The organism is Mycobacterium pinniadriaticum, assembly GCF_026242045.1.
Taxonomy (GTDB): Bacteria; Actinomycetota; Actinomycetes; order Mycobacteriales; family Mycobacteriaceae; genus Mycobacterium; species Mycobacterium pinniadriaticum.
In genome coordinates this window covers 1-23,877 of the sequence record NZ_JAPJDO010000030.1, presented here as the reverse complement: position 1 = coordinate 23,877, position 23,877 = coordinate 1, and the positions used below count along the sequence as shown (strand labels likewise).

The following is a 23,877-nucleotide window of genomic DNA, read 5'->3' as shown; positions in this document are numbered from 1 at the left end:
TCGCGAGTAGATTGATCGCGCAGGGGGCCTGCGGTCTCCGCCCGCAGTGTCGGGAGGAGAGGTGATGGACGACTACGACGCGCAGCCCGGCCGAAAGCCACCACCCGAACCAGAGCTCTCGCCGGCCCAACTCCAGGCGGACGAACTGGACCTGCATGCCGGGCTCAGCGGTTTGTCCGGAATTGTCGCGGACGCCTGCAGCGTCGACGAAATGCTCGGTCAGGTAGCACAATTCGCGGTCCAGGCGATCCCAGGTGCCGACGGGGCCGGTGTCACGTTGGTCGAGCCGCATACCGACTCAGGCAGTGCCGAACTACGTATCCAGGCGCGGTCGGTGACTGCGGAGTTCGTCGGAATCATCGACACCTTGCAATACGAAAAGCTCGGCGAGGGACCGTGCATCACCTGCATTCGGTCCGGGCGGCCCGCGGTCAGCGGTTCGCTGGGCAGTGACCGCCGCTGGCCGCACTTCGGTGGCTCGGTGGCACGCATGGGGGTGCACTCCGCACTGGCCCTGCCGCTGACCATCGGTCACCGCGTCATCGGCGCAATCAACGCCTACGCGCCCGGCCGGGACGCGTTCGCCGAGCACGCCGTCCAACTCGGAAGCCAATTCGCCGGACCCACGGCGGTATCGGTGTACAACGCGCAACTGCTGGCCAGCACCCGACTGCGTACGAAACAACTGCAGCAGGCCCTCCGCAGCCGGGCGGTGATCGACCAGGCGATCGGCATCGTCCGCAGCCGCTCAGGGGGCACCGCACAAGAGGCATTCGATCGACTGACCCGCATCAGCCAGCGCGAACACGTCAAATTGGCTGACGTGGCCGAGCAGCTTGTCGACGAAGCAGTGCGGCGGGCTCGGGCACGTCAGCAGTGAACACTGCTCATCGCTGGCTGTGGGCCAGTTCGGTCAGCGCCCTGATCACCCCGGGCCGGGTGTGGCGGTCCCTTATCAACTGCCTCGCGACATCGGTCAGGTGCTCGCCGCGCGTCCTGCTGTAAGTGCGGATCAGCCGGAACGCCTCATCCATCGAAACACCGAGCACCTCGCCGACAAACCCTTTGGCCTGCTCGACGATGACGCGACCGACAATGGCGGAGCGCAGCGGAGACACCACGGTGGTGGGGGTGGGCGGGTGTTCCTGTAAGACCGCCACACACGCGATGTGGGCCAGGGTCTGTCCGACCAGTCGGTCCGCCTCGGTGAGTTCCCCGGGTCGGGTATCGAACAGACCCAGTGCGCCAAGGACCGAACCAGCTGCCCGCATCGGCACGGCGTGAACTGACGCGAAGCCGGCCTCCACCGCAGCCGGCACAAACCGCGGCCATCGGTCGGCCTGGGCACCTAGGTCGGCGACCAGAACCGGATCGCCCGTGCGGTAACACTCGATACAGGGTCCCTCATCAGCCTGCAACTGAAAGACCTCGAGTTCGCGCGTCCGCTCGGATGTCGCGGCCAGCAGATGTAGTCGTTTCAGCGGATCGGCGAGGAGGAATCCAGCCGAAGCGATGTCGAGCAATTCGGCGCAGCGTTCGGTCAGTTCGGTGAGCAGGTCTACCACGTCGAAGTCGTCGAGCAGGCTGTCGACCAGGGATGCCACCGCGCTCAGCACCCGAGTTTCGCGGCCATTGTCGCTCACCATGGCTTACCTCCCTGCCTGACGCCGCGTGGACGTTCGTTGCCGTACATCAGTCCGCCTCCAGTCTCAGCCGGCGGTCGATGATGTCGCGGGCGACTTCGGTGGCGCTTCGACCGTTGGCATAGGCGTGCGCACGCAACCGCACCAGCGCGTCGGTGGGATCGACATCCAACTGCGCCACCAGCATTCCGGTGGCCTGGCTGACCTCGGCGCGGCTCAGTATGCACAGTTCTGCCCATGCATTACTGGTCGGATCGTCGACAGCGGCCTGCAGGTCGTCGGCGAGCAGATCCAGCACCGGCACCCCGGCCAACTCCGCGGCGGCTGCCGCACCCGCGAGTTGTTCAGCCGCCAGAGCGCCCGGCTGAGCCCGGAACAGGTCCAGGGCGCCGACGTATTCGCCGGCCGCCAGAACCGGCATGGCGAAGACCGCCCGGATGCGATGCTCCAGCATGGCCCGACCGTAACTGGGCCAGCGGGCTTCCCCGGGTTGAGCAAGATCGACCACCGCCACCGGGGAATGCAGGGTGACCGCGTCCAGACACGGCCCCTCGCCGTAGGTGAACTGCAACTCGTCATACAGCCGTGCCGGTATCCCGCTCGAGCCCAGCGTGCCGGCACTCGCACCGTCGAAAACGAGCGAAATCGCCGCCGCATCAACGCCAAGCAGCAACACGCACGCGTCACACAACCGGTCGGCGGCTTTCACGCCGCGCTGACCGTCGACGGCCGCGACAAGCTCGTCCTGGATTGTCAAGACGAGCCGGACCAGGCTTGACATGCTGGTACGGCGCCTGCGATTCGCGCAGCCATACCCCCAGCCTCCCCTAGTCGACGTGCGATTGCTCGGAATTGCCCAAGCCAGGCGGTCTTGGCGCGGCGCTGGGAGTCGTGTCGTTGGCGGTGACCACGAGCATCGAGAACATGGAAGCGGCCACAATGTCGTCCACGGGCAGTGGGATTGATTGAATGAACGACCCGAAATTCCCTCGGCCACAGCTGATCGGCTGATCAGCCCTGAGGCCGTCTCGCACAAACACAATTCATAAAACTCGCGAAGAACGGTTGCCGGAATCTCCCGTTCACATCTTGTACTGCTCAGTAAGCGAATATGTTAATGAATATTCTCCATTTCCTTGACGATCGCAGCAGCGGCGCCTTACGGTGGCGACGCGCAGGAGGGCATCGATATCACGAGTTTCACACTTCACACGACAATGGGCTAACGCCAGCTCCATCGCCCAGTTGGTTTCGCCTGCTTGTCAAGTTACATACATTTCAGGATATTTGGGGAACAGGTGACAGGACGAGACCCTGACGATGGCTGATCACGAGCCGTCCGCGGTCGTTGCCGACACTCCCAGCGGTGTGGCGGCCATCGAGAACTGGACCACGGGGTATGTGAAGCGGCATCCGCTCGCTTCCCTGGCGACGGTCGGCGAGCAATTCGTCCTCGGGGTGAGAACTCTGCAGTACTTGTTCACCGACCTCGTCACCGGCCGCTTCCCGTTGCAGGAATTCGTCCGCCAAGGCGCCTTCATGGCCGGGACCGCCGTGGTGCCCACCGTATTGGTGGCGCTGCCGGTGGGGGTGACGCTGTCCGTCCAGTTCGCCCTGCTCGCCGGGCAGGTCGGCGCCACCTCGCTGGCGGGAGCGGCCAGCGGCCTGGCCGTGATCAGGCAGGCAGCGTCCCTGGTGGCGGCGATTCTGATGGCGGCCGCCGTCGGCTCGGCCATCACCGCCGACCTGGGCTCACGAACCATGCGGGAAGAGATCGACGCCATGGAGGTGATGGGTGTCTCGGTGATCCGCCGCCTCGTCGTCCCCCGGTTCGCCGCGGCCATCATGATCGGCGTCGCCCTGACCGGAGTGGTGTGCTTCGTCGGCTTCCTGGCGAGCTACCTGTTCAACGTGTATTTCCAGAACGGCGCCCCGGGCAGCTTCGTGGCGACCTTCGCAGCGTTCACCACCCCGGGCGACATGGTGCTGGCCCTGCTCAAGGCCGTGGTGTTCGGCGCGATCGTCGCGGTGGTGTCCAGCCAGAAAGGACTATCCACCCAGGGCGGTCCGACCGGGGTGGCCAATTCGGTGAATGCCGCCGTCGTCGAGTCGATCCTGATCCTGATGATCGTCAACGTCGCGATCAGCCAGCTGTACAACATGCTGTTCCCCAGGGTGGGGCTCTGAGGTGGCGGTATCGACGTACAGCCCGCTGCGGATCCCGTGGGCCCAACTATCCCGAAAGATGGTGTCCCCGGTCGTGCGGCTGGGCCACATGCTGGTGTTCTTCATCCGGGCGGTGGCTGGGGTACCGATCGTGTTGCGGCACTACCGGACTGAATTCGCCCGCCTGCTGTCCGACATCGCCTGGGGCAACGGCTCGCTGGTGGTCGGTGGCGGCACCGCCGGGGTGGCGCTCGTCCTCGGCGTCACGGTCGGCGCGCTCGTCGGCATCGAGGGCTACAACTTCTTGAACCTGCTGGGGCTGGGACCGGCCACCGGCATCATCTCGTCGTTGGTGAACACCCGCGAGCTGGCGCCCATCGCCGCCTCGCTGGCGTTCGCCACCCAGGGCGGCTGCCGGTTCACCGCCCAACTCGGATCCATGCGGATCGCCGAGGAGATCGATGCGCTGGACTCGCTGGCGATCCGGCCCATCCCCTACCTGGTCACCACCCGGCTGATGGCATCGGTGGTGGCCGTGATCCCGCTCTACGTCCTGTGTTTGGCGGTGAGCTACCTGACCACCCAGCTGGTGGTCGAGATCATCAGCGGCGGGTCCACCGGGGCGTATCTGCATTACTTCACCCTGATGCTATCCGGCACCGACGTGCTCTACTCGCTGCTGAAGGCGGTCGTGTTCGTCTGGATCGCCTCGACGATCCAGTGCTACTACGGCTTCTACGCCAGCGGCGGTCCCGAGGGTGTCGGCATCGCCGCCGGGCACGCGATGCGCGCGGCCATCACGGTGACGATCGTGGTGAACATGCTGCTGACCATGGCGCTGTGGAGCGTCGACGCCGGAGCGAGATTCGGCGGCTAGATGGCGAATTCCTTCGATCTGGACGGGCGCGGCCCCACGGACCATCAGCTGGCCGGCTGCGGTCTGGCGGTGCTGCTGGTGGCGGCCCTGGTCACCGCGACTCTGCTGGCCAAATCGACCGGGCGGCTCAGCGACTACGTCCGGGTGGTCGCCGACCTGCTCAACGTCGGGGACGGCTTGCCGCAGAAGTCGGACGTCAAGTACCACGGCGTGCTGGTCGGACTGGTCGACAGCGTGATCCCCGCCGCCAACGGTCACCCCAACTACGTCCACATCGACCTCAAACCCGAATACGCCGGCGACATCCCGGCTTCGGTGACCGCACGGGTGGTGCCCTCCAACGTGTTCGCGGTGTCCTCGGTGCAGCTGATCGCCGACGGGGCCGGGCCGGCGATCCGCGCCGGCGAGCACATACCGGAGGACACCGCGCTGCCGACGGTGCTGTTCCAGACCACCATCAGCAAGCTGCGCGACATCCTGGCCGCCACCGGACGCGGACGTGAAGACCGCAGCGTGGGAATCCTGGCCGCCGTCAACGCCGCCACCGAGAACCGGCGCGGCAAGCTGCTCACCGGCGGCGCTCAACTCAACCGGGTCCTCGACCAGCTCAACGCGATCGTCAGCACCGACGACGGGCCCTCGACGGTGTCCGCGCTGATCGACGCCACCCACGGGCTGGCCGCCACCGCACCCGACCTGGTCGACGCCCTGCACCAGGCGGTGCAACCCATGCAGGTGCTGGCCGAAAAACGCTCGGCGTTAACCGATTTGGTCCTCGGTGGCGCGCACACCCTGGGCACCACCCGCACCGCCGTCGACAATCACATCGATCAGCTCACCGGTATCACCAACCACCTCACCCCGGTGCTGGGCAGCCTCGCGATGAACGCGGGCAAGTTCGTCCCGGCGTTCACCAAGATGAACGAGCTGTCCCGCAAGTTCTTCGACGAGGTGTGGATCCCCGAGCTGGACACCGGCAACATGCGGGTCAATCTGTCGTTGACGCCGAGCTACGACTACACCCGCGCCGACTGCCCCCGCTACGGCGAATTGCTGGGCCCGAGTTGCTACACCGCACCGAAGATCGTGGTGCGCCCCGATCTTCCCGAAATGCTGCTGCCGCAGAACTATCAGCCGCCCAAGGATCTCGCTCCGACACCGGGCACCGTCGTCGGCCCGGACGGCAACCTGGTGGCGGTCGGCCCTCCGCTGATCAACCCGAACCCCAGCCTGGCGGACCCTAATCCGCCGACGCCGTGGTGGGCACCACCATTTCCTCCGGTGCCGGGCACCGCCGACCCCGGCAACGCGCCACCACCCCCACCGGCTCCGGCACTCCCGCCACCGCTGCCCGCCGAAGCACCGGGAGGGCCCTGATGAAGTTCCGCGGACCGCTGATCGGCCTGTCGCTGTTCATGGTCGTCGCGATGACGCTGACCTGGCTGGTGTACGTCACGCTGCGCCGGGACGTGGCCGGCCCCACCACCCCGTACGCCGCGATGTTCACCGATGTGTACGGCCTGCGGGAAGGTGATGACGTCCGGATGGCCGGCGTGCGGGTCGGCCGGGTCGAAAAGATCGAACTACAGGGCACATTGGCCAGGGTGTCGTTCGTCGTGCAGAACGACCAGCACCTGTTCGGCAACACCGTCGCCTCGGTGACCTACCAGAACATCGTCGGCCAGCGCTACCTCGGGCTGTCCCTGGGCGCGATCGGCGACCCGGCCCCGCTGGCGGCGCACGCCACCATCCCGGTCGAGCGCACCGACCCGTCCTTCGACGTCGGCACACTGCTCAACGGCTACGAACCGCTGTTCTCCGTCCTCAACCCCCGCGACGCCGACAACCTGACCAAGGGCGTCATCCAGTCGCTACAGGGGGATAACGCCTCGGTCGCCCAGCTGGTCAGCCAAACCTCCACCCTCACCGACACATTCGCCGGGCGAGACCAGACGCTCGGCGATGTCATCACCCAACTGAACACGGTAATGGGCAACCTGGCGACGCAGAACGACAACCTCGATCAGGTGATCTCCCAGACCAGCAAGGTGGTGTCGGACTTCAACGCGCGCCGCCCCGAGCTGGTGGCCTCGACAGGTTCGGTGGCGCGGGTGCTGCGCCAGCTGTCCACCATCTCCGACGCGGTGTCCCCGCAGCTGAACGACATGATCACCCGCGAGCCCGGTTTCACCGGGCACCTGGTCGACATCGAGCCGCAACTGGCGTTCACCGGCGACAACCTGCCGCTCATGCTGAAGGGACTGGCCCGGATCACCAACGAGGGCGCGTTCGGCAACGCCTACACGTGCGATCTGAACGCCACCGGCTTCTTCCCCGGCCTCAACGATGTGGTGCCGATCATCGTCGACGCCGCGACGCCGGGCAACAACGCGCAGCACAGCCCGCGATGCAGGAACATGGCCAATGGCTAGGCGGCGGCTGGAAAGCTACAACAAGACCTGGCTCGGCCTGATCGCCGTCGCGGTGGTCACCGTCGTCGTCGGCGCGATGCTGATCGCCAACGCGCTCAACGTCGGTCATCGGCACTACACCGCGAAGTTCCTCCAGGCCGCCGCCCTGCAGGTGGGCAACCCGATCACCGTCGGCGGTATCCAGGTCGGCAAGGTCACCAGCATGAAGCTGGCCGGTGACCATGTCGAAGCCGGCCTCGAGGTCCGCAACGATGTCGCGCTCGGCAAGGATTCCCGGGCGGTCATCAAGGTCGCCACCATCCTGGGCTCCCGCTATCTGGCGCTGGAACCCGAGGACGGTGGGACGTTGCCGGACAACACCTTCGATCTGGCCCACACCGAGGTGCCCTACGATCTGCAGGCCGCCCTGGCCGACGTGACGACCACCTACGAACAGGTCGACACCGATGCGTTCGCCAAGTCGCTGGGCGTGCTGGGCACCCAGATGCAGGGCCTGCCCGCCCTGGTGCCGCAGGCCATGCACAACATCGCGACCCTGTCGACGGTGATCGCCGACCGTCGCGACCAACTCGGCGCCCTGCTGAAAAGCACCGAGATGGTGAGCACCACACTGGAACGCCAGCACGCCAACATCGCCGCCATGATCAATCAGGGCCAGGAGCTGATCGGCCGGTTCGTCGACCGCAGCGCCACGTTCCACGCGATGCTCGCGGCGCTGACCAATCTGGTGAACACCATGAGCACCACCGTGGTGGCCAACCGTGGCGAGCTGGACCAGACCATCAAGAACCTGCGCCAGCTCTCGGATCTGCTGGCCCAGCATGACGATCTGCTGCGCAGCACCCTGCAGGCCGGCCCGGTGGCATTGCGCGGTTTCGCCAACGCCAGCGGCACCGGCAACGCCTTCGACTTCAACACACCCAACGGGCTGGCCGTCGACTCCTGGATGTGCGCGATCAGCGGGCGGGCCAAACAGTTCGGCATGATCCAGTACTTCAAGGACTGCAAATGAGCGCGCGGGCCAGACTGTTGGCTCTTCTGACGGTGGTCGCGGTGGTGATCGCCTCGGCGGTCACGGTGGCGTGGGTGTATGTCAAGTCGAGCACCGACCACATCACCCTGACCGCCCAATTCGACAGTGCCGCAGGGCTCTACGTCAACAACACGGTGGCCGTGCTGGGCATGCCGGTGGGCAACGTCACCGCGATCACCCCGAAGAGCGGTTACGTCGAGGTGCAGTTCACCGTCGACCGGAAGGTCCAGATTCCGGCCGATGCCCAGGCGGTGACGATCTCGACGTCGATCCTCACCGACCGGCAGATCGAGCTCACCCCGCCCTATCGTGGCGGCCCGACCCTCAAAGACCACGACACCATCGGGCTGCCCAGGACCAAGACTCCCGTCGAGTTCGCCCGTGTGCTCGACGTGCTGGACAAGGTCTCCACCTCGCTCAGGGGCGACGGCAACGGCAACGGGCCGGTGGCCGACGTCGTCAACTCCGGTGCGGCGATCGCCGACGGCAATGGCCAGAAGATCAAGGACGCGCTCGGCCAGTTGTCGAATGCGTTGCGGCTGTCCGCCGACGGCGGCGCGCAGACCCGCGATCAGCTGACCACGATCGTGCGCAACCTCAGCTCTCTGCTGCAGGCCGCGGCCGACAACGACGCGACGCTGCGCGACTTCGGCGCCACGGTGCGCCAGCTGAGCCAGATCGTCAACGACGAGGACTTCGGCAGCGGCACCACCGGCAAGACGATGAACACCCTGCTCACGCAGGTCGGCGATTTCCTGGAGAAGAACCGCGACAACATCAAAGCCGTCGTGAACAATGCCAACACCACCGCGAACACCATCGTCGAACGCCGACGCGATGTCGAAGAGTTCATCGACATCGCCCCGCTGACGTTGGACAACCTGTACAACGTCATCGACCAGCACAACGGTTCGGCAAGAGCCCGGGTGCTGACCGATCGGGTGTTGTTCGACAATCAGGCCACCAAGGAGATCTGCAACATGATGGGCCTGCGCCAGCTGGGTTGCAGCACCGGCACACTGCAGGACTTCGGCCCGGACTTCGGCTTGACCTATGTGCTCGACGGTATGGCCGCGATGGGGCAGAAATGAAGCGCGCCATCGCGATTCTCGTCGTCGCGGTCGGCGCCACGGCGTGCTCGTCCAACGGATTGTCCAGCCTGCCGCTGCCGGCGCCGGGCGTCGGCAGCGGTGGGTACCGGCTCACGGCGGTGTTCGCCAATACACTGAACCTGCCCGCGCACGCCAAGGTGAAGCTCGCCGGTGCCGATGTCGGCGAACTCGAGACGATGGTGGCCCGCAATTACACCGCGGTCACCACGATCCGGATCATGGACGGCGTCGGGCTGCCGCAGGGCAGTACGGCCGAACTGCGCTCGGCCACCCCGCTCGGCGACGTGTTCATCGCCGTGAAGCCCCCGCCGGGGGCCGACCCGGCCACCCCGCTGTTGAAGGACGGCGACACCATCGGCCTGGATTCGACGACGGCGGCGGCCACGGTGGAGGCGGTGCTCAGTTCGGCCGCGGTCATGGTCAACGGCGGTGCGGTGCGCAATTTCACCAACATCATCAACGGCATGGGCAAGGCCACCGGCGACCAGGGCCAGGCGTTCGGTGACCTGATCGCCAAAACCAACGGCACGCTGTCCAAGCTGGTGTCGCGCTCGGATCAGATCTCCGAGGCGCTCACGCAGACATCACAATTGGCGACCAACCTCGACGCCAAGAATCAGGCGCTTTCCGATGTGATGGCCGCCGCGGGGCCGGCCACCGACGCCCTGGCGGCCAATGCCGACACCGTCGCCGACCTCGTGCGGCAGGCCGGTGACACCAGCAATCGGCTGGAGAAGTTCCCGTCGATCGCCGGTACCGACACCAGCGGGCGCAGCGTGATCGCGGATGCCAACACCATCTCCCGGTCGTGGAACGATCTGGTGCTGGCCCCGGATGCGAGCCTGTACGCCCTGAACCGGCTGATGCCGCCGTTCATCAAATCCACTGCCAGCAATGCGATTTCGGTGCGTGCCAGCATCGACCGACTGGTACTCGGGTCGATCCCGGACATCGGGTTCGGCGGCGACGTCGGCTTACACGGGCCGAAACGCTACGACTGGGCCCAGATGGCCGGCACGTTCAAGTACACGCTATGGCGGTTGCAGCAGCGCGTCGTCGGGCAGGGACCGGATGTGCCGCAGGTCCCGGTGCTGCCCAGCCCCACCGACCCCGGGCAGCTGATCGTCGCACCGCCCCCACCCGAGCCGGCCCCGGAGGGACCGCCATGATCGATAAGGCGGCCGACACGCTGGTGCGGACGGTCAGGTTCGGGCATCGACACCGATTGTGGTTGTCGACAGCGGGTTTGGTGCTGACGCTGGTGGTCGCGGCGGCCTACGTACTGGTCGGCGCACTGCGGGTCACGCCGTTCGCGACGGCCTACCGGGTGACCATCCAGCTGCCGGAATCCGGCGGGCTGCTGCCCAATCAAGACGTCACGTTGCGCGGGGTGCCGATCGGACGGGTGCAGTCGCTGGCGCTGACCCCCGACGGCGTGGACGCGGTCGCCACCGTGCGCTCGGATGTGCGGATCCCGGCGGCGAGTCCGGTGAAGGTTTCGGGGCTGTCCGCGGCCGGTGAGCAGTACATCGAATTCGTGCCGGACTCCGATGCCGGCCCGTACCTGCACGACGGCAGCGTCGTCGCGCAGAGCAACACGTCGGTGCCGGTCAGCCTGCCCCAGCTGCTGGCCAACGCCGACGGCATGCTCAAGCAGGTCGACCCGGCCAAGCTCGAGCTGATCAAGAAAGAGCTCAGCCTGACCACCGCGGGCCCGCAGAAACTGGCCGACATCATCGACGGCGGCACGTTCCTGCTGTCCACGCTGGATTCGGTGCTGCCGCAGACCACCAGCATCCTGCGGACCAGCCGGATCGTGCTGACGACGGCCGCCGACAAGAACGCCGGCATCGAGGTGGCCGCCGGAAACCTCAGCCGCACGTTCACCGGGGTGAACAAGATGCTCGACGGGTACCGGCGGTTGGTCGACCAGACGCCGCAGACCCTGTCCGCCACCGACGCTCTGTTCACCGACAACTCCGACACCATGGTGGCGCTGCTGACCAGCATGGCCACCGCGTCACAGCTGCTGTACGTCCGGGTGCCGGCGCTCAACGCGCTGTTCCCGGACTACCGCGGGTCGGTGCTCGACGCGCTGGGCAGCATCATGCACGACAACGGCCTGTGGGCGACCGCCGACATCTATCCGCGCTACACCTGTGATTACGGCACGCCGCGGCGCCCGGTGTCGTCGGCCGACTATCCCGAGCCCTACCTGTACACCTATTGCCGCGACGACGATCCCGCGGTGCTGATCCGGGGCGCCAAGAACGCGCCCAGGCCGGCCGGCGACGACACCGCCGGTCCCCCACCGGGTGCCGACCTGGGGCAGACCACCGACCCGACACCCAAGGGCCGCTACACCATTCCCACTCCGTACGGCGGCCCGGTGCTGCCGATCGAACCGCCGAGCTGAAGGAGATTGCGGTGACCGCGACAACCGATACAAACGAACCCGAGATCGAGACTGAGGGCGAGGCCGAGGCCGCGGCCGTTGACGACGTTGCTGAGGCACATCCGGCGCGGCGCTGGCCCCGGCTGGTCCGCCGTGGCCTGCCGTGGGCGTTGATCGTTGCCCTGCTGGGGGTTTCAGGCTTCCTGGGCTGGCAGGCGTGGCAGCAGCATCGGGTCGATGCGGCCGCCCACGATGCGCAAGAGGCCGCCGTGCACTACGCGCAGGTGCTGACGAGCATCGACTCCAACAACGTGGACCAGAATTTCGCCGACGTGCTCAACGGCGCGACCGGCGACTTCAAGGACATGTACTCCCAATCCAGTGCACAGCTGCGACAGCTGCTGGTGGACAACAAGGCCACCGCGCACGGTGTGGTGATCGATTCCGCGGTGAAGTCGGCGTCGCCCGACAAGGTGGTGGTGCTGATGTTCGTCGACCAGACGGTGGCCAACAAGGCCGCGCCGGATCCGCGGATCGACCGCAGCCGGGTCAGGATGACCATGGAGAAGGTCGACGGCGCCTGGCGGGCGAGCAAAGTCGAACTTCCCTGACGTCCATGCGTATTCGTCTGTTGTGGCCGTTGGCGGTGGCGGCGCTGGCCGCCGCGCCGGTGGCCAGCGCGTCGGCACCGGACTTCTGCTCGGGTCTGGGTGCTGACTGGGATGGCCAGTACTGCCACACCTCGGTGCTCTCCGAACGCAAGGCGGTTCGCGATATCAAGGTGGCCATCCCCGGGGACCTGGTCGACAACCCGGTGACCGGCCCGACCATCCGGGACTACCTGACCCAGTTGGTCAACAATTGGCGCCGCGTTGGCGTGCACATGGCGGCCGACAGCTTCGGTTCGGAGAACTTCGAGATCCTGCGCCGCGGCGATGTATTGACCGTCGTTTTCCACGAGGACTATCACGCCGATGGACCCAAGCCCAACAACGCTTTTCGCACGTTCACCTGGGATATGGCCAGCGGCACCCGGCTCGGTTTGGCCGATGTGCTCAAGCCCGGGGTGGACTTCGGCGCCATCGCGTCACTGGGGCAGCCGTTCATCGTCGACGCGCTGGATCAGGCGCCGCCCCCGCATCAGCCGGGTACGTATCCGTTCGTCGCGGATCGGTGGGGGCCCGACAAGGTGTACTCCGGTGGGTACAAGGCCTGGGCGCTGTCCGGTGACGAGCTGATCCTCTACATGCCGGATTACCCGGTCGCGCACGATGCGCCGATCAACTACACGCCGGGCATCATGCAGTGGTCGATGGACGGCGGCACCGTGCAGGCGCACATCCCGCTGACGGCGCTGGCGTCGGTGCTGCGCCCGCAGTTCGGTGGCACGTGATGGCGCTAAACCAGCGGCGTGCCGCGCCGGGCCCGCCAGCGCAGGTCGGCCAGCGGCAGGGTCCGTGCATGACACAGCCGAGGAGCATCTGACGTGGAACCCGCGCCCGATGGCGATTCCGGGGTGCGCCGGCGGCCGAAGGACCGCAAGGCGCAGATCGCGCGTGCGTCGGCCGACGCATTCGGATCGCAGGGCTATCACGCGGTCAGCATGGAGGACATCGCCACCCGGGTCGGTATCACGCCCGCCGCGCTGTATCGGCACTCGCCGAGCAAGTACGACCTGTTCCGCGACGCCGTGCTGGACCTGGTTCAGTTACTGGTCGACGCCACGGCGTTCGCCGATGACCTGGGCGACGATGACCCGGCGATGACGTTGGGCGCGTTGATCGATGTATTGATCGACACCACGATCGCCAACCGGACCGCCGGCGGGCTGTACCGGTGGGAGGCGCGGTATTTGCGCGGCCCGGATCGCGTCGCCCTGGCCGAGCAGCTCAAAGCGGTGAACCATCGGCTGCAACGTCCCTTGCTGCGGCTGCGCCCGAAGCTGTCGCCGTCTCAGCGGTGGACGCTGTCGTCCGCCGCGCTCAGCGTGATCGGCAGCATCACCGATCACACCAATCTGCTTGCGGCAGGTGATATCCGCTCCTGCTTGAGCACCATGGCCGCCGATGTGCTGGCCGCCGAGCTACCGCCGACGCGGCGGCGCCCCGCGCCGTGGCCGGAGCCGATCCACGTCGGCGCGGAGGCCGGGATGTACGAGCATGTGCTCTACGAGGCGGTGCGCTTGTTCTACGAGCACGGGTACCGCAACACCAGCATGGAGGACATCGCCTCGGCGGTGGGCATTCAGGCATCCGGGCTGTATCGGTCCTTCCCGGGCAAAGCCGACATCCTGGCGCTGGCCTATCGGCGGGCGGCCGACCGGCATTCCAGTGATACCGCGGATGCGTTGTCGCGCAACACCGAACCCGTTGCGGCGCTGGACGACCTGATCGACGAGTACCTGGGCCGGGTCATGGAGTTCCCCGATTTGGCATACGTGTACTACACCGAGCGGCACAGCGTGCCGGAGGCCGATCTGCGGGTAGTGGAGACCATCGAGCATTCGACGGTGGATGCCTGGGCGCGGTTGGTGACGACGGCGCGGCCCGAGATGAAGGTCGGCGCTGCCCGGTACGCGGTGGGTGCGGCATTCGCGTTGACGGTGGACTTCCGGCGGCTGTTCGATCCCACGTCGGGCGGTGATTCCGTCGCGACCCTCCGGCGGCTGATGGAGGTCACGCTGCTAGGTCGGCCGGTGGTCGGGCGGTAGGCGCTTCGCCGAGCGTGGGGCTCGTCGTCGACGTCTGTCGACATCATCGACGACAACCCCCACTCTCGATGCACCTGGGGATGGGTGTATTCGTGTGAGCGGTGAGTCGAGCACAGTAGGGGCGTGCGCGACGAGCCGTTCGTTGGGACGACGGCGATGGCGGAGGGACTGGTCACCGACTACCAGCTGCGCACCCGCTATCGGGCCGTGTACCGCAACGTCTACCTGGCCAACGATGTGCCGTTGACGGCATCACGACGGGCACAGGCGGCGTGGTTGTTCGCCGGCCCCGACGTCGTTCTGGCCGGGCGATCGGCGGCTGCGGTTCATGGCACCAAGTGGTTGGACGGCACGGCGCCAGCGGAAATCATCCGGCCCGATCGCCATGCACCGCCGGGCATCGTGGCGCGGTCGTACTCGCTCACCGCAGACCAGGTGTGCACGCGGCGGGGTATGCGCGTCACCACCGCGGCGCGCACCGCGTTCGATATCGGACGCAGCCTTCCGCAGGACGAGGCCGTCCGGATGCTCGACGCGTTGATGAACGCCACCCGTCTCAAGCCCGACTCCGTCCTGGCCATCGCCGCCGCGAGTCCCGGCGTGCGAGGAGTCCGTCGGCTCAGGGCCGCAATGAGACTGGCCGACGGTGGTGCCGAATCGCCGCGCGAGACGCGGGTCCGTTTGCTCTTGGTCGGCGCAGGCCTGCCGGCGCCAGAGACGCAGATCGAGTTCTTCGATGACTACGGCGATGTCGTCATCCGCGTCGACATGGGCTGGCGCCGATGGAAGGTCGCGGTCGAATACGACGGCGTACAACACTGGGCCGACGGCAGGCAGCGGTCCTGGGATATCGACCGCATCGCCATTCTGGAGTCAATGGGCTGGGCAGTGGTTCGGGTAAGCGCTGACATGCTGAGGCGGCCTGAGGTGATCATTGCGCGAGTCACGGCGAAACTGCATGCTGCCGGCTGCCCACTCTGACGCCGAGCGTGGAAGGTATCGGTGGCGGAAGGCCGATCCGTCAACGACGACCCGCACGTTCGGCAGCGAAAACCGAGACCGACATCGCGCGTTGTCATATCGTCGTCAGGAACGTAGAGACACGTAACGGAATATGGGGATAGATGACGGTACAAACGCAGCGCCGCGCCAGCCAACGGAAGCGGACAGCGTCGCGTTGCGGCCTGGCCACCCTCGCGGTGGGCATCGGGTTGGGCATCGGGACCCTCGGCGGACAAGCCGCGGCCTGGGCCGATACCGGCCACACTGGGTCGTCGTCGACGTCGTCGAGCCAGTCGCAGGCGAGCGGCCCCAGGAAGGCGGCCGACGGCCGCAGCATTCATCGTGGCAGCGGCCTGGCGACGGCACGCCGCTCGACGATCCGACCGGATTCGACTCCGTCGCAGCGCAACTCGACGAGGCCAGCGAGTGCGTCCGTGGTCACCATTCCGATCGCCCCCACACCGGGTACGGAAGCGTCGGCCAAGTCCACCCGTGCCGTGGCGACCACGGCGAGGAAGACCACGACGAGCACTGCGCTCGCGGTACCGACGGTCACCTCGCCGACGACCCCGGCTCCCCCGGCACCGCTGTCCCCGATCGCCAAGCTGATCGCACTGCCCGGCCACATCGTCAACACCGTGCTGCAGTCGCTCGACATGACCGCCGCGGTCGGCGGCCCGCAAAGCCCGCTCGACTTCGCGCCGTTCGACGACCTGATTTTCGCGGTGTTCCGGAGGATCGAGCATGCGGTGGGGCTGGACGCGCCCCCGACCACGCAACCGGTTCCGCCCACCATGACCTACACCGGCCCGACGACCGGACTGACGCCGACCGTCGCCCAATTCCTGAACGCCGCCGCGGCGGAATACGTGCTGGGCGGTGTCCCGGGCGGGTTACGGCCGTTCACCGTCAACGGGGTACCGGTCACGTCCACCAACATCCTGTCGGGCGAGCGAGCGCAGGTGTGGGTGACCCCGCAGAATCAGATCATCATCGCCTATCAGGGCACCACCGGCGGGACGAACCTGTTGTTCAACCCGCTGATCGCCATCTCGCAGATCATCACCGACCTGCAGATCCTCTATACCCACAGCACTCCGCAGGCGTTCGACGACGCGCTGGCCTTCGCACAACGGGTACAGGCCGACGCTGCCCTGCAGGGTTACAGCACGTCGGACATCTTCGTCACCGGCCACTCACTGGGCGGCTGGGAGGCCGAATACGTTGCGCAGCAGATGGGTTTGGACGGCATCGGCTTCGAGAGTCCCGGTCTCAACACCATCGTCGCGGGCAACGGAGCCGACTCCGGGTTCGTCAACATCGAGACCTACGGTGACCCGGCGGCGTACTTCGCTACCGATCTCCCGGGTCTGCAGCCGTTCATGCCGAGCTATGTGCCCGCCGGCGGAAGCAAGCCGCACTACGGCGCGATCGTGATGATCGGAGACCCGAATGCGGTTGCGCCGCTGTTCAATGCGTCGGCGCTGTATGGCTACGGCCCGATCGGCGATCTGATCTTCATGATCGACACGCTGGGTAACTTCTTCGAGCATCATCTGCCGGGCATGCAGGCGTACAACCTCGACGTCGACCCGGATCCCACGGTGGTGCCGTGGCTGGGGTTGCCGATGGGTCCCGTGGAGACGGGTTACGGCGAGCTGACCATTCCCCAACTGCTGCAGGCAGCTTCGGACGCCGGGCAGCTGATTGCGCCCTAGCGGGTCGCGAGGTTCGGCGCTGGTTACCAGACGCGGATGTAGTCGATGAGCATGTTCGCCGGATACTTCCCGCCGCTGGGGTCACCGCCGCCGGAACCCGCGACGGCGAGGTCGAACACCGGAAACATCTGGTAGCCAGGATCATTGAACTGCCAGTCCGGCAGCGAACCGGCCGGCACGGTGAAATACGGCGCGGCACCGTCCTTGGAGAACCGCATGCCGGCGTCGTCCCAGACCACGCGCCAGGTGTGCCAGGCGCTGTCGACGGAGATGGTCTGGCTGACGTGCTCGCCGCCGTTGAGCTTGGCGTGCACGGCGGTGCCGGGGGCCCATTTGCCGTTGCCGTACCACTCCATGACGTCGACCTCGCCGCCGTTGACGGGGCTCTCGTTGGACAGGTACCAGGCCGGCCAGCAGCCCGGGGTCAGGCAGTCGAGCTTCATCCGGGATTCCCAGGTGTGACCGATGCCGCCGTTCCACTTTCCGAAGATCTTGCCGCTGTAGTAGGTGGGGCCGTCCTTGGCGGCGTGGAAGACCAGGTTGGAGTTGCCGTCGAGGTAGACGTTGCGGCGGTCGTCGCGGTACTGGCCGACGTTTTCGGGCAGCTCCCAGAAGGTGGGGTCCTCCATCGACTCGCGGGCCAGGGCGACGGTCCACTTCGACGGGTCGGGGGCCGAGCCGGCGGGGCCGTCGAACTCGTCGTGGAACAGGTATTTCTCCGGGGCGGGGGCTTGCGGTGCTGGTGATGGGGGTGCGGCGGTGGCCTGCGGGAGTTTGGTGGCGGCGGCCAGCAGGCCCAGCCCTGCCGTCATGAGCATGTGGCGACGATCCATCACCCCATGAAAGCCGGAGGGTGTCTTGGGCCGCAACCTTGTAGTCGGCTGGATGGATGATGACCTGGTGTTATGCCGGTCGCGGTCGTACGGTTGGTCCGTGGCAGAACAGAATGCGGCGGTCACGCCGGCGCCCCCGCCGGGGGTGGTCATGCGAGCGGTCAACCCGCTGATGCGGATGGTGCTCGGGACTCCCCTGGCCGGGGGGCTGGGCAAGCAGTTCATGGTGCTGACCTTCACCGGGCGAAAGTCGGGGAGGCAGTTCTCCATCCCGGTCACCGCACACTGGCTCGACGGCGATCTGTACGCGCTGATAGGTGCGGCGTGGAAGCTGAACTTCCGCGGCGGGGGTTCCGCTTCGGTGCTCTACGACGGGTCTACTCGGGCGATGCGGGGTGAGCTGATCGAGGACCCCGCGGCGGTCGCCGAGCTGTTCCTGCGGTGTGCTTCGGGGTACGGGGTGAAGCGGGCGCAGCGGATGATGGGGTTGAAGTTCCGCGATGACCGGATGCCGACGCTGGCGGAGTTCCGTCAGGCGGTCGAGGTGAACAAGCTGGCGGCGATCCGGTTCACTGCCGCTTAGGCGTTTGCGCACACCCCTGAGTCGCGGATCGTGGTGCCGTACACGTTGGCGGTGGCGATGTGGGCGTTGAGTTGGCCGGACGGCAGCTGCTGTTTCATGTTGTCGATGATCTGGGTGAGCTGATACCAGAGGTGGTACATCGAATCCCCGTTGTAAACCGGCGAATACTCGCTCTGGTCGGGGTAATTGGTGATGTAGAGGGTGTGGGCTTTCGGGTCGAGAAACGCGGCGGACTGGTCGAGGTTGGCTTCGATGGTGTCGGCGGCTTGTTGGACGCCGGGGGCTTGCCACACATCGTGATGTGCGTCGAGGAAGTGTTGGAAGCCGAAGACCTGGCTCATCAATTGGTCGTATTGGGCGTTGAACCACTGGCAGGAGTCGCGCATGGCGGCCACTTGCTCGGGGGTGACCCGGATCTGCCACAGGTTGTAGGGGTAGACGGTGGTGTCCGGCTGCCAGTCAGAGGGGTGCGGGGTGAAGGTCGGCAGTGACGGTGTTGGGTTGTCCGCGTGTGCTGTCGGTGTTGCCGCGATTGTGGCCGTTACTAGTGCCGCCACGACGCTGAGCCCCCTGCGCATGGGTTGATTGTTTCTTCTGTGGACGTGGAGTGTCCAGGGATTGCTGCTACACGGGCGGCGGGGTTCCGATGAGGACGGCGGTCATCCGGTAGCCGTCGGGGCCGGCTTTCCAGGCATGGTCGACGCCGGTCATCACGACCATGTCGCCCGCTTCCAGGTGGTGGGCACCGTCGTCGAGGATGAGGTCGACGCTGCCGCTGATCACGGTCTCCAAGTCGAGGGTGTCGGTGTGGTGGAACGGGGTTTCGGTGTTCGGGCCTTGCTCGACGACCATCCAGCGGACGTGGCCGGGCTCGAGGAACTGATCGATGAGGTCGGCGTTGCCCTGCGGGCGCGCGGGTGGCGGGCTCTGGGTCGTGGAGTACGGCAGGCCTATGGCGAATCCGGGTGCGACCGAGTTGATTTCAACCTCGTCGGCGCTGACGATGCAGGACTTGCCGTCGGCGTCGACTCCGGTGATGAACAGTCGCATGGGGTGGCCTTTCGCGTTGGTTGCCGCGGCCAGCGTAACTAGTCTGTTTCGCCGAGTCATCGACACGATGGGGCTGAGCGCCAAATCGCGGCGACGGGTGGTGGACGAGAAAGGCGCCGCTTTTGGTTTCGCAATGTAAGAGCTGTAGCACGTCGTAGCATATCTCGCTACACTGGCACGTATGGCCAGAACAATCGCGCAACGCGAACTGCGCAACGAGAACGCGAAGCTCATGGACGCGGTGGCCGCGGGTGAGACGTTCATCGTCACCCGCCACGGGGAGCCGGTCGCGGAACTTCGCCCTATTCAGTCCGTCCGCAGGACGTTCATCAGCCGCGACGACTTGGCACGCATCGCCGGCGTGGGTGTCCGGATCGACCCTGACCAGTTTCGTCGAGACCTCGACTCCGCGATCGATCAGAGCGTGTAGATGGCGGCCGGGCTGCTGGACACATCGGTGGTGATCGACTGGCACGATCCGGCAGTCGCCGACAAGCTACCGAACGAGATGGCAATTTCCGCCATCACCGCCGCCGAGCTGGCGGCCGGCCCACTCCTGGCGAGTACGCCTGTAGAGGCCGCCAAACGCCAGTCGCGGCTGCAGGAAGTCGAATCGCTGCTCGAGCCAATTCCGTTTGACGGCAAAGCAGCTCGCAGCTACGGTCTGGTGGTCGCGGCCGTCATCAGCGAAGGCCGTAAACCCCGCGGCCGATTCGCGGATCTGCTGATCGCCGCGACAGCTTACGCCCATGGTCTGGACCTCTACAGCCGCAACGCGGACGACTTCGCGGGTCTTGGGAATCTGGTCCGCGTGGTAGCGGTGTGATGCCAAAGTGCTGCGCCGCAACGACATCCGTCGACGCGGAACTACACCGATGAAAACGGCACGCCTGCAGGTGGTGTTGTGCTACGTCGAGCCGACAGTCGCCCGAGTAATTCATGGGACTCGACCTCATCGACACCCCTGGCCTGAGCGCATGGGCTACCGGCGCTTCAGCCCTGTCTTTGCTGCCCAACGCCACACTGCTGGCCGAGATCTGGACCAACGACACGTGATCGTTCGGCCAGCGGGAACTGATGATTATCTGACTTTCGGCGCAACGTGCTCAGTCCATCGAGTACCGTCCCAATAGCGGAACATCTGGGGGTTCCCCGGGTCGTCATACCACGATGCCGGCGGCAACGGCGGCGCTAACGGCGATTGCGCCGCTTCACCCTCACCTGGCGCGTGCCGAGCTCCATCATAGGACTCGTATCCGTGCTGTGCAGGCTGCTGCACCACACGATCGACCTCACCGGAAAGCACGTAACGCGACGGGTCGACTTCCGCCGCAATCAATTTTGGCAGGGTCACAGGAGGTCCATCGAGCACAGCGGCATCTGCTTCATTCGCCTTGATCCCGTCGATGCGCACTTCTGCTGCGACCGCCGACCCCTTGATATCGCCCCAGCAGGCCGTCACCAAACCTCTCGACTCGAGGTGCCGAATCATCGGTAGAAAGCGTTGACTCATCTGCGGCGTCAACTGGCCGATCCGTTCATCATCGATTCGGACCTCCACCACCGACTTCGTGGAGGTGGAACCGGCCGCGACGAATTCGTGGAGTGTCACAAACAGCATCCCGTATCCGCAGTCCGGCACGTACTTCAGCAGCGCGTCCGAGTGTTCGTCCTCCTTGGTGACCTGTACGATCGTCGAACGGGGAATGATCGTGTACGGCGACGATGGTGGGTCATTGAGGGGTAGCGACGACTGCGGATCGCCGAGCTTCAGTTGCACCTTCGCCGCGAACTCTTTCGGCGGATCGTGTCTGCCATCCCAATCCTCCCAGCGGAGAGCATCGAAAGCGTACACGCGGCCCGGCACGACGGGAACGTAACCAGAGGCCACTACCCGACGAATGGCGTCCGCCCACGCCCGACAATCTTCCCGTGACAGATAGCCCACGGTACGGCCATCGGCGCGTACTGAGATCGCCCAAGAATCGTGCGTGTTGTCGGTCTCAGGAATTAGCTCGAAGCTTCGCCGGAACTCGAATCCGTCGCGTGACCAGTCCTTCGGAAGCAAACTCTGAATCGTTGCACCGTAGGACTTCTCACCGACGATGTCGTAGTTACACCAGTCGCCACGCTGCTCATTCCATAGCAAATACTGCTGCGATGCGACACTCATGCTGCCCCCGTCGCCAAGACGCCAGACGGCAATAATCGCAGCTTCCCCACGGCTACAGCACGTTCCACTGCCGCGTCGAGGCGTGCGGTCACACCCGCGCCCATCCGCTTGACTCCGAACAACGCCATCGCTTGGCGTTTGAGGTCATCCCTCGTAGCACCTCCTGACTGCTCGGCCACGATCACCATCGCGTTGCCAATCTCGACAAGGCTCACCTCGTCGATGGAACGACTCTCCCCCACTCCAGGGGTCCGGACGGTTCGCCAAGCCTGGGGTTGAATCCCTCTGGGCCAGTAGAAGTCGGCATCGTCAGCGCGAGTGAACTCCTGCGGTACCACACGCTGGATGGCACGCTTTCGATCTTCGCTGACACGCGAGAGCCCGAACGCACCACCTACTAACCTCGCCAACCGGTCTTTGTGCACCGGCCCTTCGACATCGATTATCGACTCGACGATCTTGACCACGTGCGACCGGTTATAGCTGGTGTGGATTTCGTCCAGCACACTGACTTCACCGATAGCCACTGGCATCCACGGTGTGTAGTCCGCAAGTTCAGCGTGGCGCCGCCGGCTCACCGGCGCGGTCGCCGGCACGGCAGAAGGCGCTGACTTGAAATCTGAGAACGTCACCGGCTCGGGTGTCGGGGAGATCGCCACAGGCTCAACCGGAGGTACAGGTGCATTCAGCTGCCGTTGCTTGGCCGCCGCTACCGCATCATGGATACGGGCCACCGTGCCCTCGCGCTGACTAAGCCACTCTGGCAACCAGATCCGCTCCACGCCGGGCCAATGCAACAGGTTCGACAGCACGTCGACCGGCAGACCGTCACGGTCAGCCACCGTTCGGCGGCCGTACCATTCGGTGCCGTCGAGCAAGATCGCCACCAATGGCTTGTCGGGTTCGTCCGGATCGGACACCACCAAATCGACGCGGAAGTCAGACAGTCCGACATCCGATCGGACGACTAGATCCTCACGGCGCAACGCGTCGGCAATATCATCGCGGTGCCGGTCGATCACGGCATTGCGCAAACCGCCCTGGGTGATCATCTCGACACCCCGCTGGGCCATCTCCAGGTAGGCACGCAGGTGTTTGGTGCCGACCTGAGTCGTCTCCTCTGCCCGCAGATCTCCCGGGTCGAAACTCGCGTAGAGGACCACCTCGCATCGCGCTCGGGTGATCGCAACGTTGAGCCGACGCTCACCGCCGGGCCGAGACAACGGGCCGAAATTCAGCGGCACAAATCCCTTGTCGTTCTTGCTGAACGCCACAGAGAACAGGATGGTGTCGCGTTCGTCGCCCTGGACGTTCTCCAGGTTCTTCACAAAGAGTCCGTCCGGATGATCGAGCGCCTGGAGTAGCCGTTCGTCACCGGTGTCGCGGAGCAGGTTCTCGATCAGGTCACGCTGTTGCGCGTTGAAGGTGATGACACCGATCGACGGGGCCTTATCGGGTGACTCGTCGAAGCGACGCCTGATGTCACTCAGGATGCGGTCAGCCTCGACCCGATTGGTGCGCAGTGTTTTTCCCTTGCCGGAACGCTCGAACTGCCCGTCGACTCGGACCAGGGAAATGCCGTGCCCTGACGCCGGTGTCAGCGGGGCCGGGAACGAGGCCAGCCGGCCGTTGTAGTAGTGGATGTTGCTGAACGCGATCAATGCCTCGTCCTGGCTGCGGTAGTGCCAGGAGAGCCACTGCTGTGGCACCAGCGACTGCACGCATTCGCTGAGAATCGACTCCTCGTCCGCGACCACTTCGGGGTTACCCTCAGCGGCATCATCGTCCAGCGCTACGCTGGTCTCAGCGAAGCTAGTCGGTGGCATCTGTTTGCTATCCCCGACTACTACAACAGATTTTGCGCGTCCCATCGCACCGATGGCGTCCGCAACTCGGATCTGCGATGCCTCGTCGAACACCACTATGTCGAAGATGTCCAGCTGTGCCGGGAAGAACCGCGCCACCGAGTCCGGGCTCATCAACGTGCAGGGCAGGATCTGAGTGATCAGCTCGCCGAAGTTGTCCATCAGGCCGCGCACGCTCACTGGTGCACCATCGTTAGGTCGGTGATCTTGGATGGATTGCCGATGCACCCGAGGTGCCGTTGACCTACCGCCCTGCTCGCTCGACGCATTCGATGTCCAGCATGA

At 65.7% G+C, this 23,877-nt stretch carries 24 protein-coding genes; 17 read left to right on the top strand and 7 right to left on the bottom strand.

Annotated features, from left to right (window positions below; all coding sequences use genetic code 11):
* Window positions 1-64 precede the first annotated feature (64 nt).
* On the top strand, window positions 65-880 hold the full coding sequence (locus tag ORI27_RS24940; protein ID WP_265999778.1) for a GAF and ANTAR domain-containing protein: 816 nt from the start codon (window positions 65-67) through the stop codon (window positions 878-880).
* Window positions 881-887: 7 nt separating this feature from the next.
* Here ORI27_RS24940 and ORI27_RS24935 read toward each other — a convergent pair whose 3' ends face one another.
* Together ORI27_RS24935 and ORI27_RS24930 are read right to left on the bottom strand one after the other, a co-directional pair.
* On the bottom strand, window positions 888-1,643 hold the full coding sequence (locus ORI27_RS24935) for a GAF and ANTAR domain-containing protein (protein ID WP_265999798.1): 756 nt from the start codon (window positions 1,641-1,643) through the stop codon (window positions 888-890).
* Window positions 1,644-1,692: 49 nt separating this feature from the next.
* Window positions 1,693-2,424 (bottom strand): GAF and ANTAR domain-containing protein, encoded by a 732-nt coding sequence (locus tag ORI27_RS24930; RefSeq protein ID WP_407666421.1) that lies wholly within the window; start codon window positions 2,422-2,424, stop codon window positions 1,693-1,695.
* A 539-nt stretch (window positions 2,425-2,963) separates the two neighbouring features.
* Here ORI27_RS24930 and ORI27_RS24925 point away from each other — a divergent pair.
* The 13 genes from ORI27_RS24925 (at window position 2,964) to ORI27_RS24865 (ending at window position 17,088) form a co-directional block, all read left to right on the top strand.
* The gene (locus tag ORI27_RS24925; protein WP_265999779.1) at window positions 2,964-3,830 is read left to right on the top strand and encodes an MlaE family ABC transporter permease; all 867 of its coding nucleotides are present in this window, start codon (window positions 2,964-2,966) and stop codon (window positions 3,828-3,830) included.
* 58 nt (window positions 3,831-3,888) lie between these two features.
* Window positions 3,889-4,686: an ABC transporter permease gene (locus tag ORI27_RS24920; RefSeq protein ID WP_265999800.1), complete on the top strand. Its 798-nt coding sequence runs from the start codon at window positions 3,889-3,891 to the stop codon at window positions 4,684-4,686.
* Window positions 4,687-6,063, top strand: a complete 1,377-nt coding sequence (locus tag ORI27_RS24915) for an MlaD family protein (RefSeq protein WP_265999780.1) — start codon at window positions 4,687-4,689, stop codon at window positions 6,061-6,063.
* Window positions 6,063-7,118, top strand: a complete 1,056-nt coding sequence (locus tag ORI27_RS24910; RefSeq protein WP_265999781.1) for an MlaD family protein — start codon at window positions 6,063-6,065, stop codon at window positions 7,116-7,118. The genes ORI27_RS24915 and ORI27_RS24910 overlap by 1 nt, the downstream gene beginning before the upstream one ends.
* Window positions 7,111-8,130 (top strand): MCE family protein, encoded by a 1,020-nt coding sequence (locus ORI27_RS24905; RefSeq protein ID WP_265999782.1) that lies wholly within the window; start codon window positions 7,111-7,113, stop codon window positions 8,128-8,130. Before ORI27_RS24910 ends, ORI27_RS24905 begins: the two co-directional genes overlap by 8 nt.
* On the top strand, window positions 8,127-9,242 hold the full coding sequence (locus tag ORI27_RS24900) for an MCE family protein (RefSeq protein ID WP_265999783.1): 1,116 nt from the start codon (window positions 8,127-8,129) through the stop codon (window positions 9,240-9,242). The genes ORI27_RS24905 and ORI27_RS24900 overlap by 4 nt, the downstream gene beginning before the upstream one ends.
* A complete protein-coding gene (locus ORI27_RS24895) occupies window positions 9,239-10,432 on the top strand; it encodes an MlaD family protein (RefSeq protein WP_265999784.1) in 1,194 nt (397 codons plus the stop codon). Before ORI27_RS24900 ends, ORI27_RS24895 begins: the two co-directional genes overlap by 4 nt.
* A complete protein-coding gene (locus tag ORI27_RS24890) occupies window positions 10,429-11,679 on the top strand; it encodes an MlaD family protein (protein ID WP_265999785.1) in 1,251 nt (416 codons plus the stop codon). Before ORI27_RS24895 ends, ORI27_RS24890 begins: the two co-directional genes overlap by 4 nt.
* The gene (locus tag ORI27_RS24885) at window positions 11,676-12,269 is read left to right on the top strand and encodes a tetratricopeptide repeat protein (RefSeq protein ID WP_407666423.1); all 594 of its coding nucleotides are present in this window, start codon (window positions 11,676-11,678) and stop codon (window positions 12,267-12,269) included. Before ORI27_RS24890 ends, ORI27_RS24885 begins: the two co-directional genes overlap by 4 nt.
* Before the next feature lie 5 nt (window positions 12,270-12,274).
* Window positions 12,275-13,051, top strand: coding sequence for a mannan-binding lectin (locus tag ORI27_RS24880; RefSeq protein ID WP_265999786.1), 777 nt, complete (start codon window positions 12,275-12,277; stop codon window positions 13,049-13,051).
* Window positions 13,052-13,174: 123 nt separating this feature from the next.
* Window positions 13,175-14,368, top strand: a complete 1,194-nt coding sequence (locus tag ORI27_RS24875) for a TetR/AcrR family transcriptional regulator (protein WP_265999802.1) — start codon at window positions 13,175-13,177, stop codon at window positions 14,366-14,368.
* Between the two features lie 156 nt (window positions 14,369-14,524).
* Window positions 14,525-15,349, top strand: a complete 825-nt coding sequence (locus ORI27_RS24870; protein ID WP_265999803.1) for a DUF559 domain-containing protein — start codon at window positions 14,525-14,527, stop codon at window positions 15,347-15,349.
* 143 nt (window positions 15,350-15,492) lie between these two features.
* Window positions 15,493-17,088, top strand: a complete 1,596-nt coding sequence (locus tag ORI27_RS24865) for a hypothetical protein (protein ID WP_265999787.1) — start codon at window positions 15,493-15,495, stop codon at window positions 17,086-17,088.
* Between the two features lie 23 nt (window positions 17,089-17,111).
* Here the strand turns inward: ORI27_RS24865 and ORI27_RS24860 are convergent, their stop codons facing one another.
* Window positions 17,112-17,906: a glycoside hydrolase family 16 protein gene (locus ORI27_RS24860; protein WP_265999788.1), complete on the bottom strand. Its 795-nt coding sequence runs from the start codon at window positions 17,904-17,906 to the stop codon at window positions 17,112-17,114.
* Between the two features lie 115 nt (window positions 17,907-18,021).
* Between ORI27_RS24860 and ORI27_RS24855 the strand changes: the two genes are divergently transcribed.
* Entirely contained in the window at window positions 18,022-18,504 is a 483-nt protein-coding gene (locus ORI27_RS24855; RefSeq protein ID WP_265999789.1) for a hypothetical protein, read from the top strand.
* Here ORI27_RS24855 and ORI27_RS24850 read toward each other — a convergent pair.
* A complete protein-coding gene (locus tag ORI27_RS24850; RefSeq protein WP_265999791.1) occupies window positions 18,501-19,082 on the bottom strand; it encodes a hypothetical protein in 582 nt (193 codons plus the stop codon). The genes ORI27_RS24855 and ORI27_RS24850 overlap by 4 nt on opposite strands.
* 46 nt (window positions 19,083-19,128) lie before the next feature.
* The gene (locus tag ORI27_RS24845) at window positions 19,129-19,554 is read right to left on the bottom strand and encodes a cupin domain-containing protein (protein WP_265999792.1); all 426 of its coding nucleotides are present in this window, start codon (window positions 19,552-19,554) and stop codon (window positions 19,129-19,131) included.
* Window positions 19,555-19,735: 181 nt separating this feature from the next.
* Between ORI27_RS24845 and ORI27_RS24840 the strand changes: the two genes are divergently transcribed.
* The gene (locus tag ORI27_RS24840; RefSeq protein ID WP_265999793.1) at window positions 19,736-19,984 is read left to right on the top strand and encodes a type II toxin-antitoxin system Phd/YefM family antitoxin; all 249 of its coding nucleotides are present in this window, start codon (window positions 19,736-19,738) and stop codon (window positions 19,982-19,984) included.
* The gene (locus ORI27_RS24835; RefSeq protein WP_265999794.1) at window positions 19,985-20,380 is read left to right on the top strand and encodes a type II toxin-antitoxin system VapC family toxin; all 396 of its coding nucleotides are present in this window, start codon (window positions 19,985-19,987) and stop codon (window positions 20,378-20,380) included.
* Window positions 20,381-20,635: 255 nt separating this feature from the next.
* On the opposite strand, the gene ORI27_RS24830 is transcribed toward ORI27_RS24835, so the two are convergent.
* Both ORI27_RS24830 and ORI27_RS24825 read right to left on the bottom strand, forming a co-directional pair.
* Window positions 20,636-21,727, bottom strand: a complete 1,092-nt coding sequence (locus ORI27_RS24830) for a DUF2510 domain-containing protein (protein WP_265999795.1) — start codon at window positions 21,725-21,727, stop codon at window positions 20,636-20,638.
* Window positions 21,724-23,772 carry a DUF3320 domain-containing protein gene (locus tag ORI27_RS24825; protein ID WP_456085468.1) on the bottom strand — a complete coding sequence of 683 codons (2,049 nt, stop codon included), beginning with the start codon at window positions 23,770-23,772 and terminating at the stop codon, window positions 21,724-21,726. The genes ORI27_RS24830 and ORI27_RS24825 overlap by 4 nt, the downstream gene beginning before the upstream one ends.
* Window positions 23,773-23,877: the final 105 nt, after the last annotated feature.

What these genes read in the sequence shown, in the direction of transcription:
- ORI27_RS24830 (WP_265999795.1), bottom strand. Translation starts at nt 21,727, where the DNA reads ATGAGTGTCGCATCGCAGCAGTATTTGCTATGGAATGAGCAGCGTGGC.
- ORI27_RS24940 (WP_265999778.1), top strand. Translation starts at nt 65, where the DNA reads ATGGACGACTACGACGCGCAGCCCGGCCGAAAGCCACCACCCGAACCA.
- ORI27_RS24865 (WP_265999787.1), top strand. Translation starts at nt 15,493, where the DNA reads ATGACGGTACAAACGCAGCGCCGCGCCAGCCAACGGAAGCGGACAGCG.
- ORI27_RS24915 (WP_265999780.1), top strand. Translation starts at nt 4,687, where the DNA reads ATGGCGAATTCCTTCGATCTGGACGGGCGCGGCCCCACGGACCATCAG.
- ORI27_RS24860 (WP_265999788.1), bottom strand. Translation starts at nt 17,906, where the DNA reads ATGCTCATGACGGCAGGGCTGGGCCTGCTGGCCGCCGCCACCAAACTC.
- ORI27_RS24930 (WP_407666421.1), bottom strand. Translation starts at nt 2,424, where the DNA reads ATGTCAAGCCTGGTCCGGCTCGTCTTGACAATCCAGGACGAGCTTGTC.
- ORI27_RS24870 (WP_265999803.1), top strand. Translation starts at nt 14,525, where the DNA reads ATGGCGGAGGGACTGGTCACCGACTACCAGCTGCGCACCCGCTATCGG.
- ORI27_RS24895 (WP_265999784.1), top strand. Translation starts at nt 9,239, where the DNA reads ATGAAGCGCGCCATCGCGATTCTCGTCGTCGCGGTCGGCGCCACGGCG.
- ORI27_RS24920 (WP_265999800.1), top strand. Translation starts at nt 3,889, where the DNA reads ATGGTGTCCCCGGTCGTGCGGCTGGGCCACATGCTGGTGTTCTTCATC.
- ORI27_RS24845 (WP_265999792.1), bottom strand. Translation starts at nt 19,554, where the DNA reads ATGCGACTGTTCATCACCGGAGTCGACGCCGACGGCAAGTCCTGCATC.
- ORI27_RS24910 (WP_265999781.1), top strand. Translation starts at nt 6,063, where the DNA reads ATGAAGTTCCGCGGACCGCTGATCGGCCTGTCGCTGTTCATGGTCGTC.
- ORI27_RS24925 (WP_265999779.1), top strand. Translation starts at nt 2,964, where the DNA reads ATGGCTGATCACGAGCCGTCCGCGGTCGTTGCCGACACTCCCAGCGGT.
- ORI27_RS24880 (WP_265999786.1), top strand. Translation starts at nt 12,275, where the DNA reads ATGCGTATTCGTCTGTTGTGGCCGTTGGCGGTGGCGGCGCTGGCCGCC.
- ORI27_RS24905 (WP_265999782.1), top strand. Translation starts at nt 7,111, where the DNA reads ATGGCTAGGCGGCGGCTGGAAAGCTACAACAAGACCTGGCTCGGCCTG.
- ORI27_RS24890 (WP_265999785.1), top strand. Translation starts at nt 10,429, where the DNA reads ATGATCGATAAGGCGGCCGACACGCTGGTGCGGACGGTCAGGTTCGGG.
- ORI27_RS24900 (WP_265999783.1), top strand. Translation starts at nt 8,127, where the DNA reads ATGAGCGCGCGGGCCAGACTGTTGGCTCTTCTGACGGTGGTCGCGGTG.
- ORI27_RS24840 (WP_265999793.1), top strand. Translation starts at nt 19,736, where the DNA reads ATGGCCAGAACAATCGCGCAACGCGAACTGCGCAACGAGAACGCGAAG.
- ORI27_RS24850 (WP_265999791.1), bottom strand. Translation starts at nt 19,082, where the DNA reads ATGCGCAGGGGGCTCAGCGTCGTGGCGGCACTAGTAACGGCCACAATC.
- ORI27_RS24835 (WP_265999794.1), top strand. Translation starts at nt 19,985, where the DNA reads ATGGCGGCCGGGCTGCTGGACACATCGGTGGTGATCGACTGGCACGAT.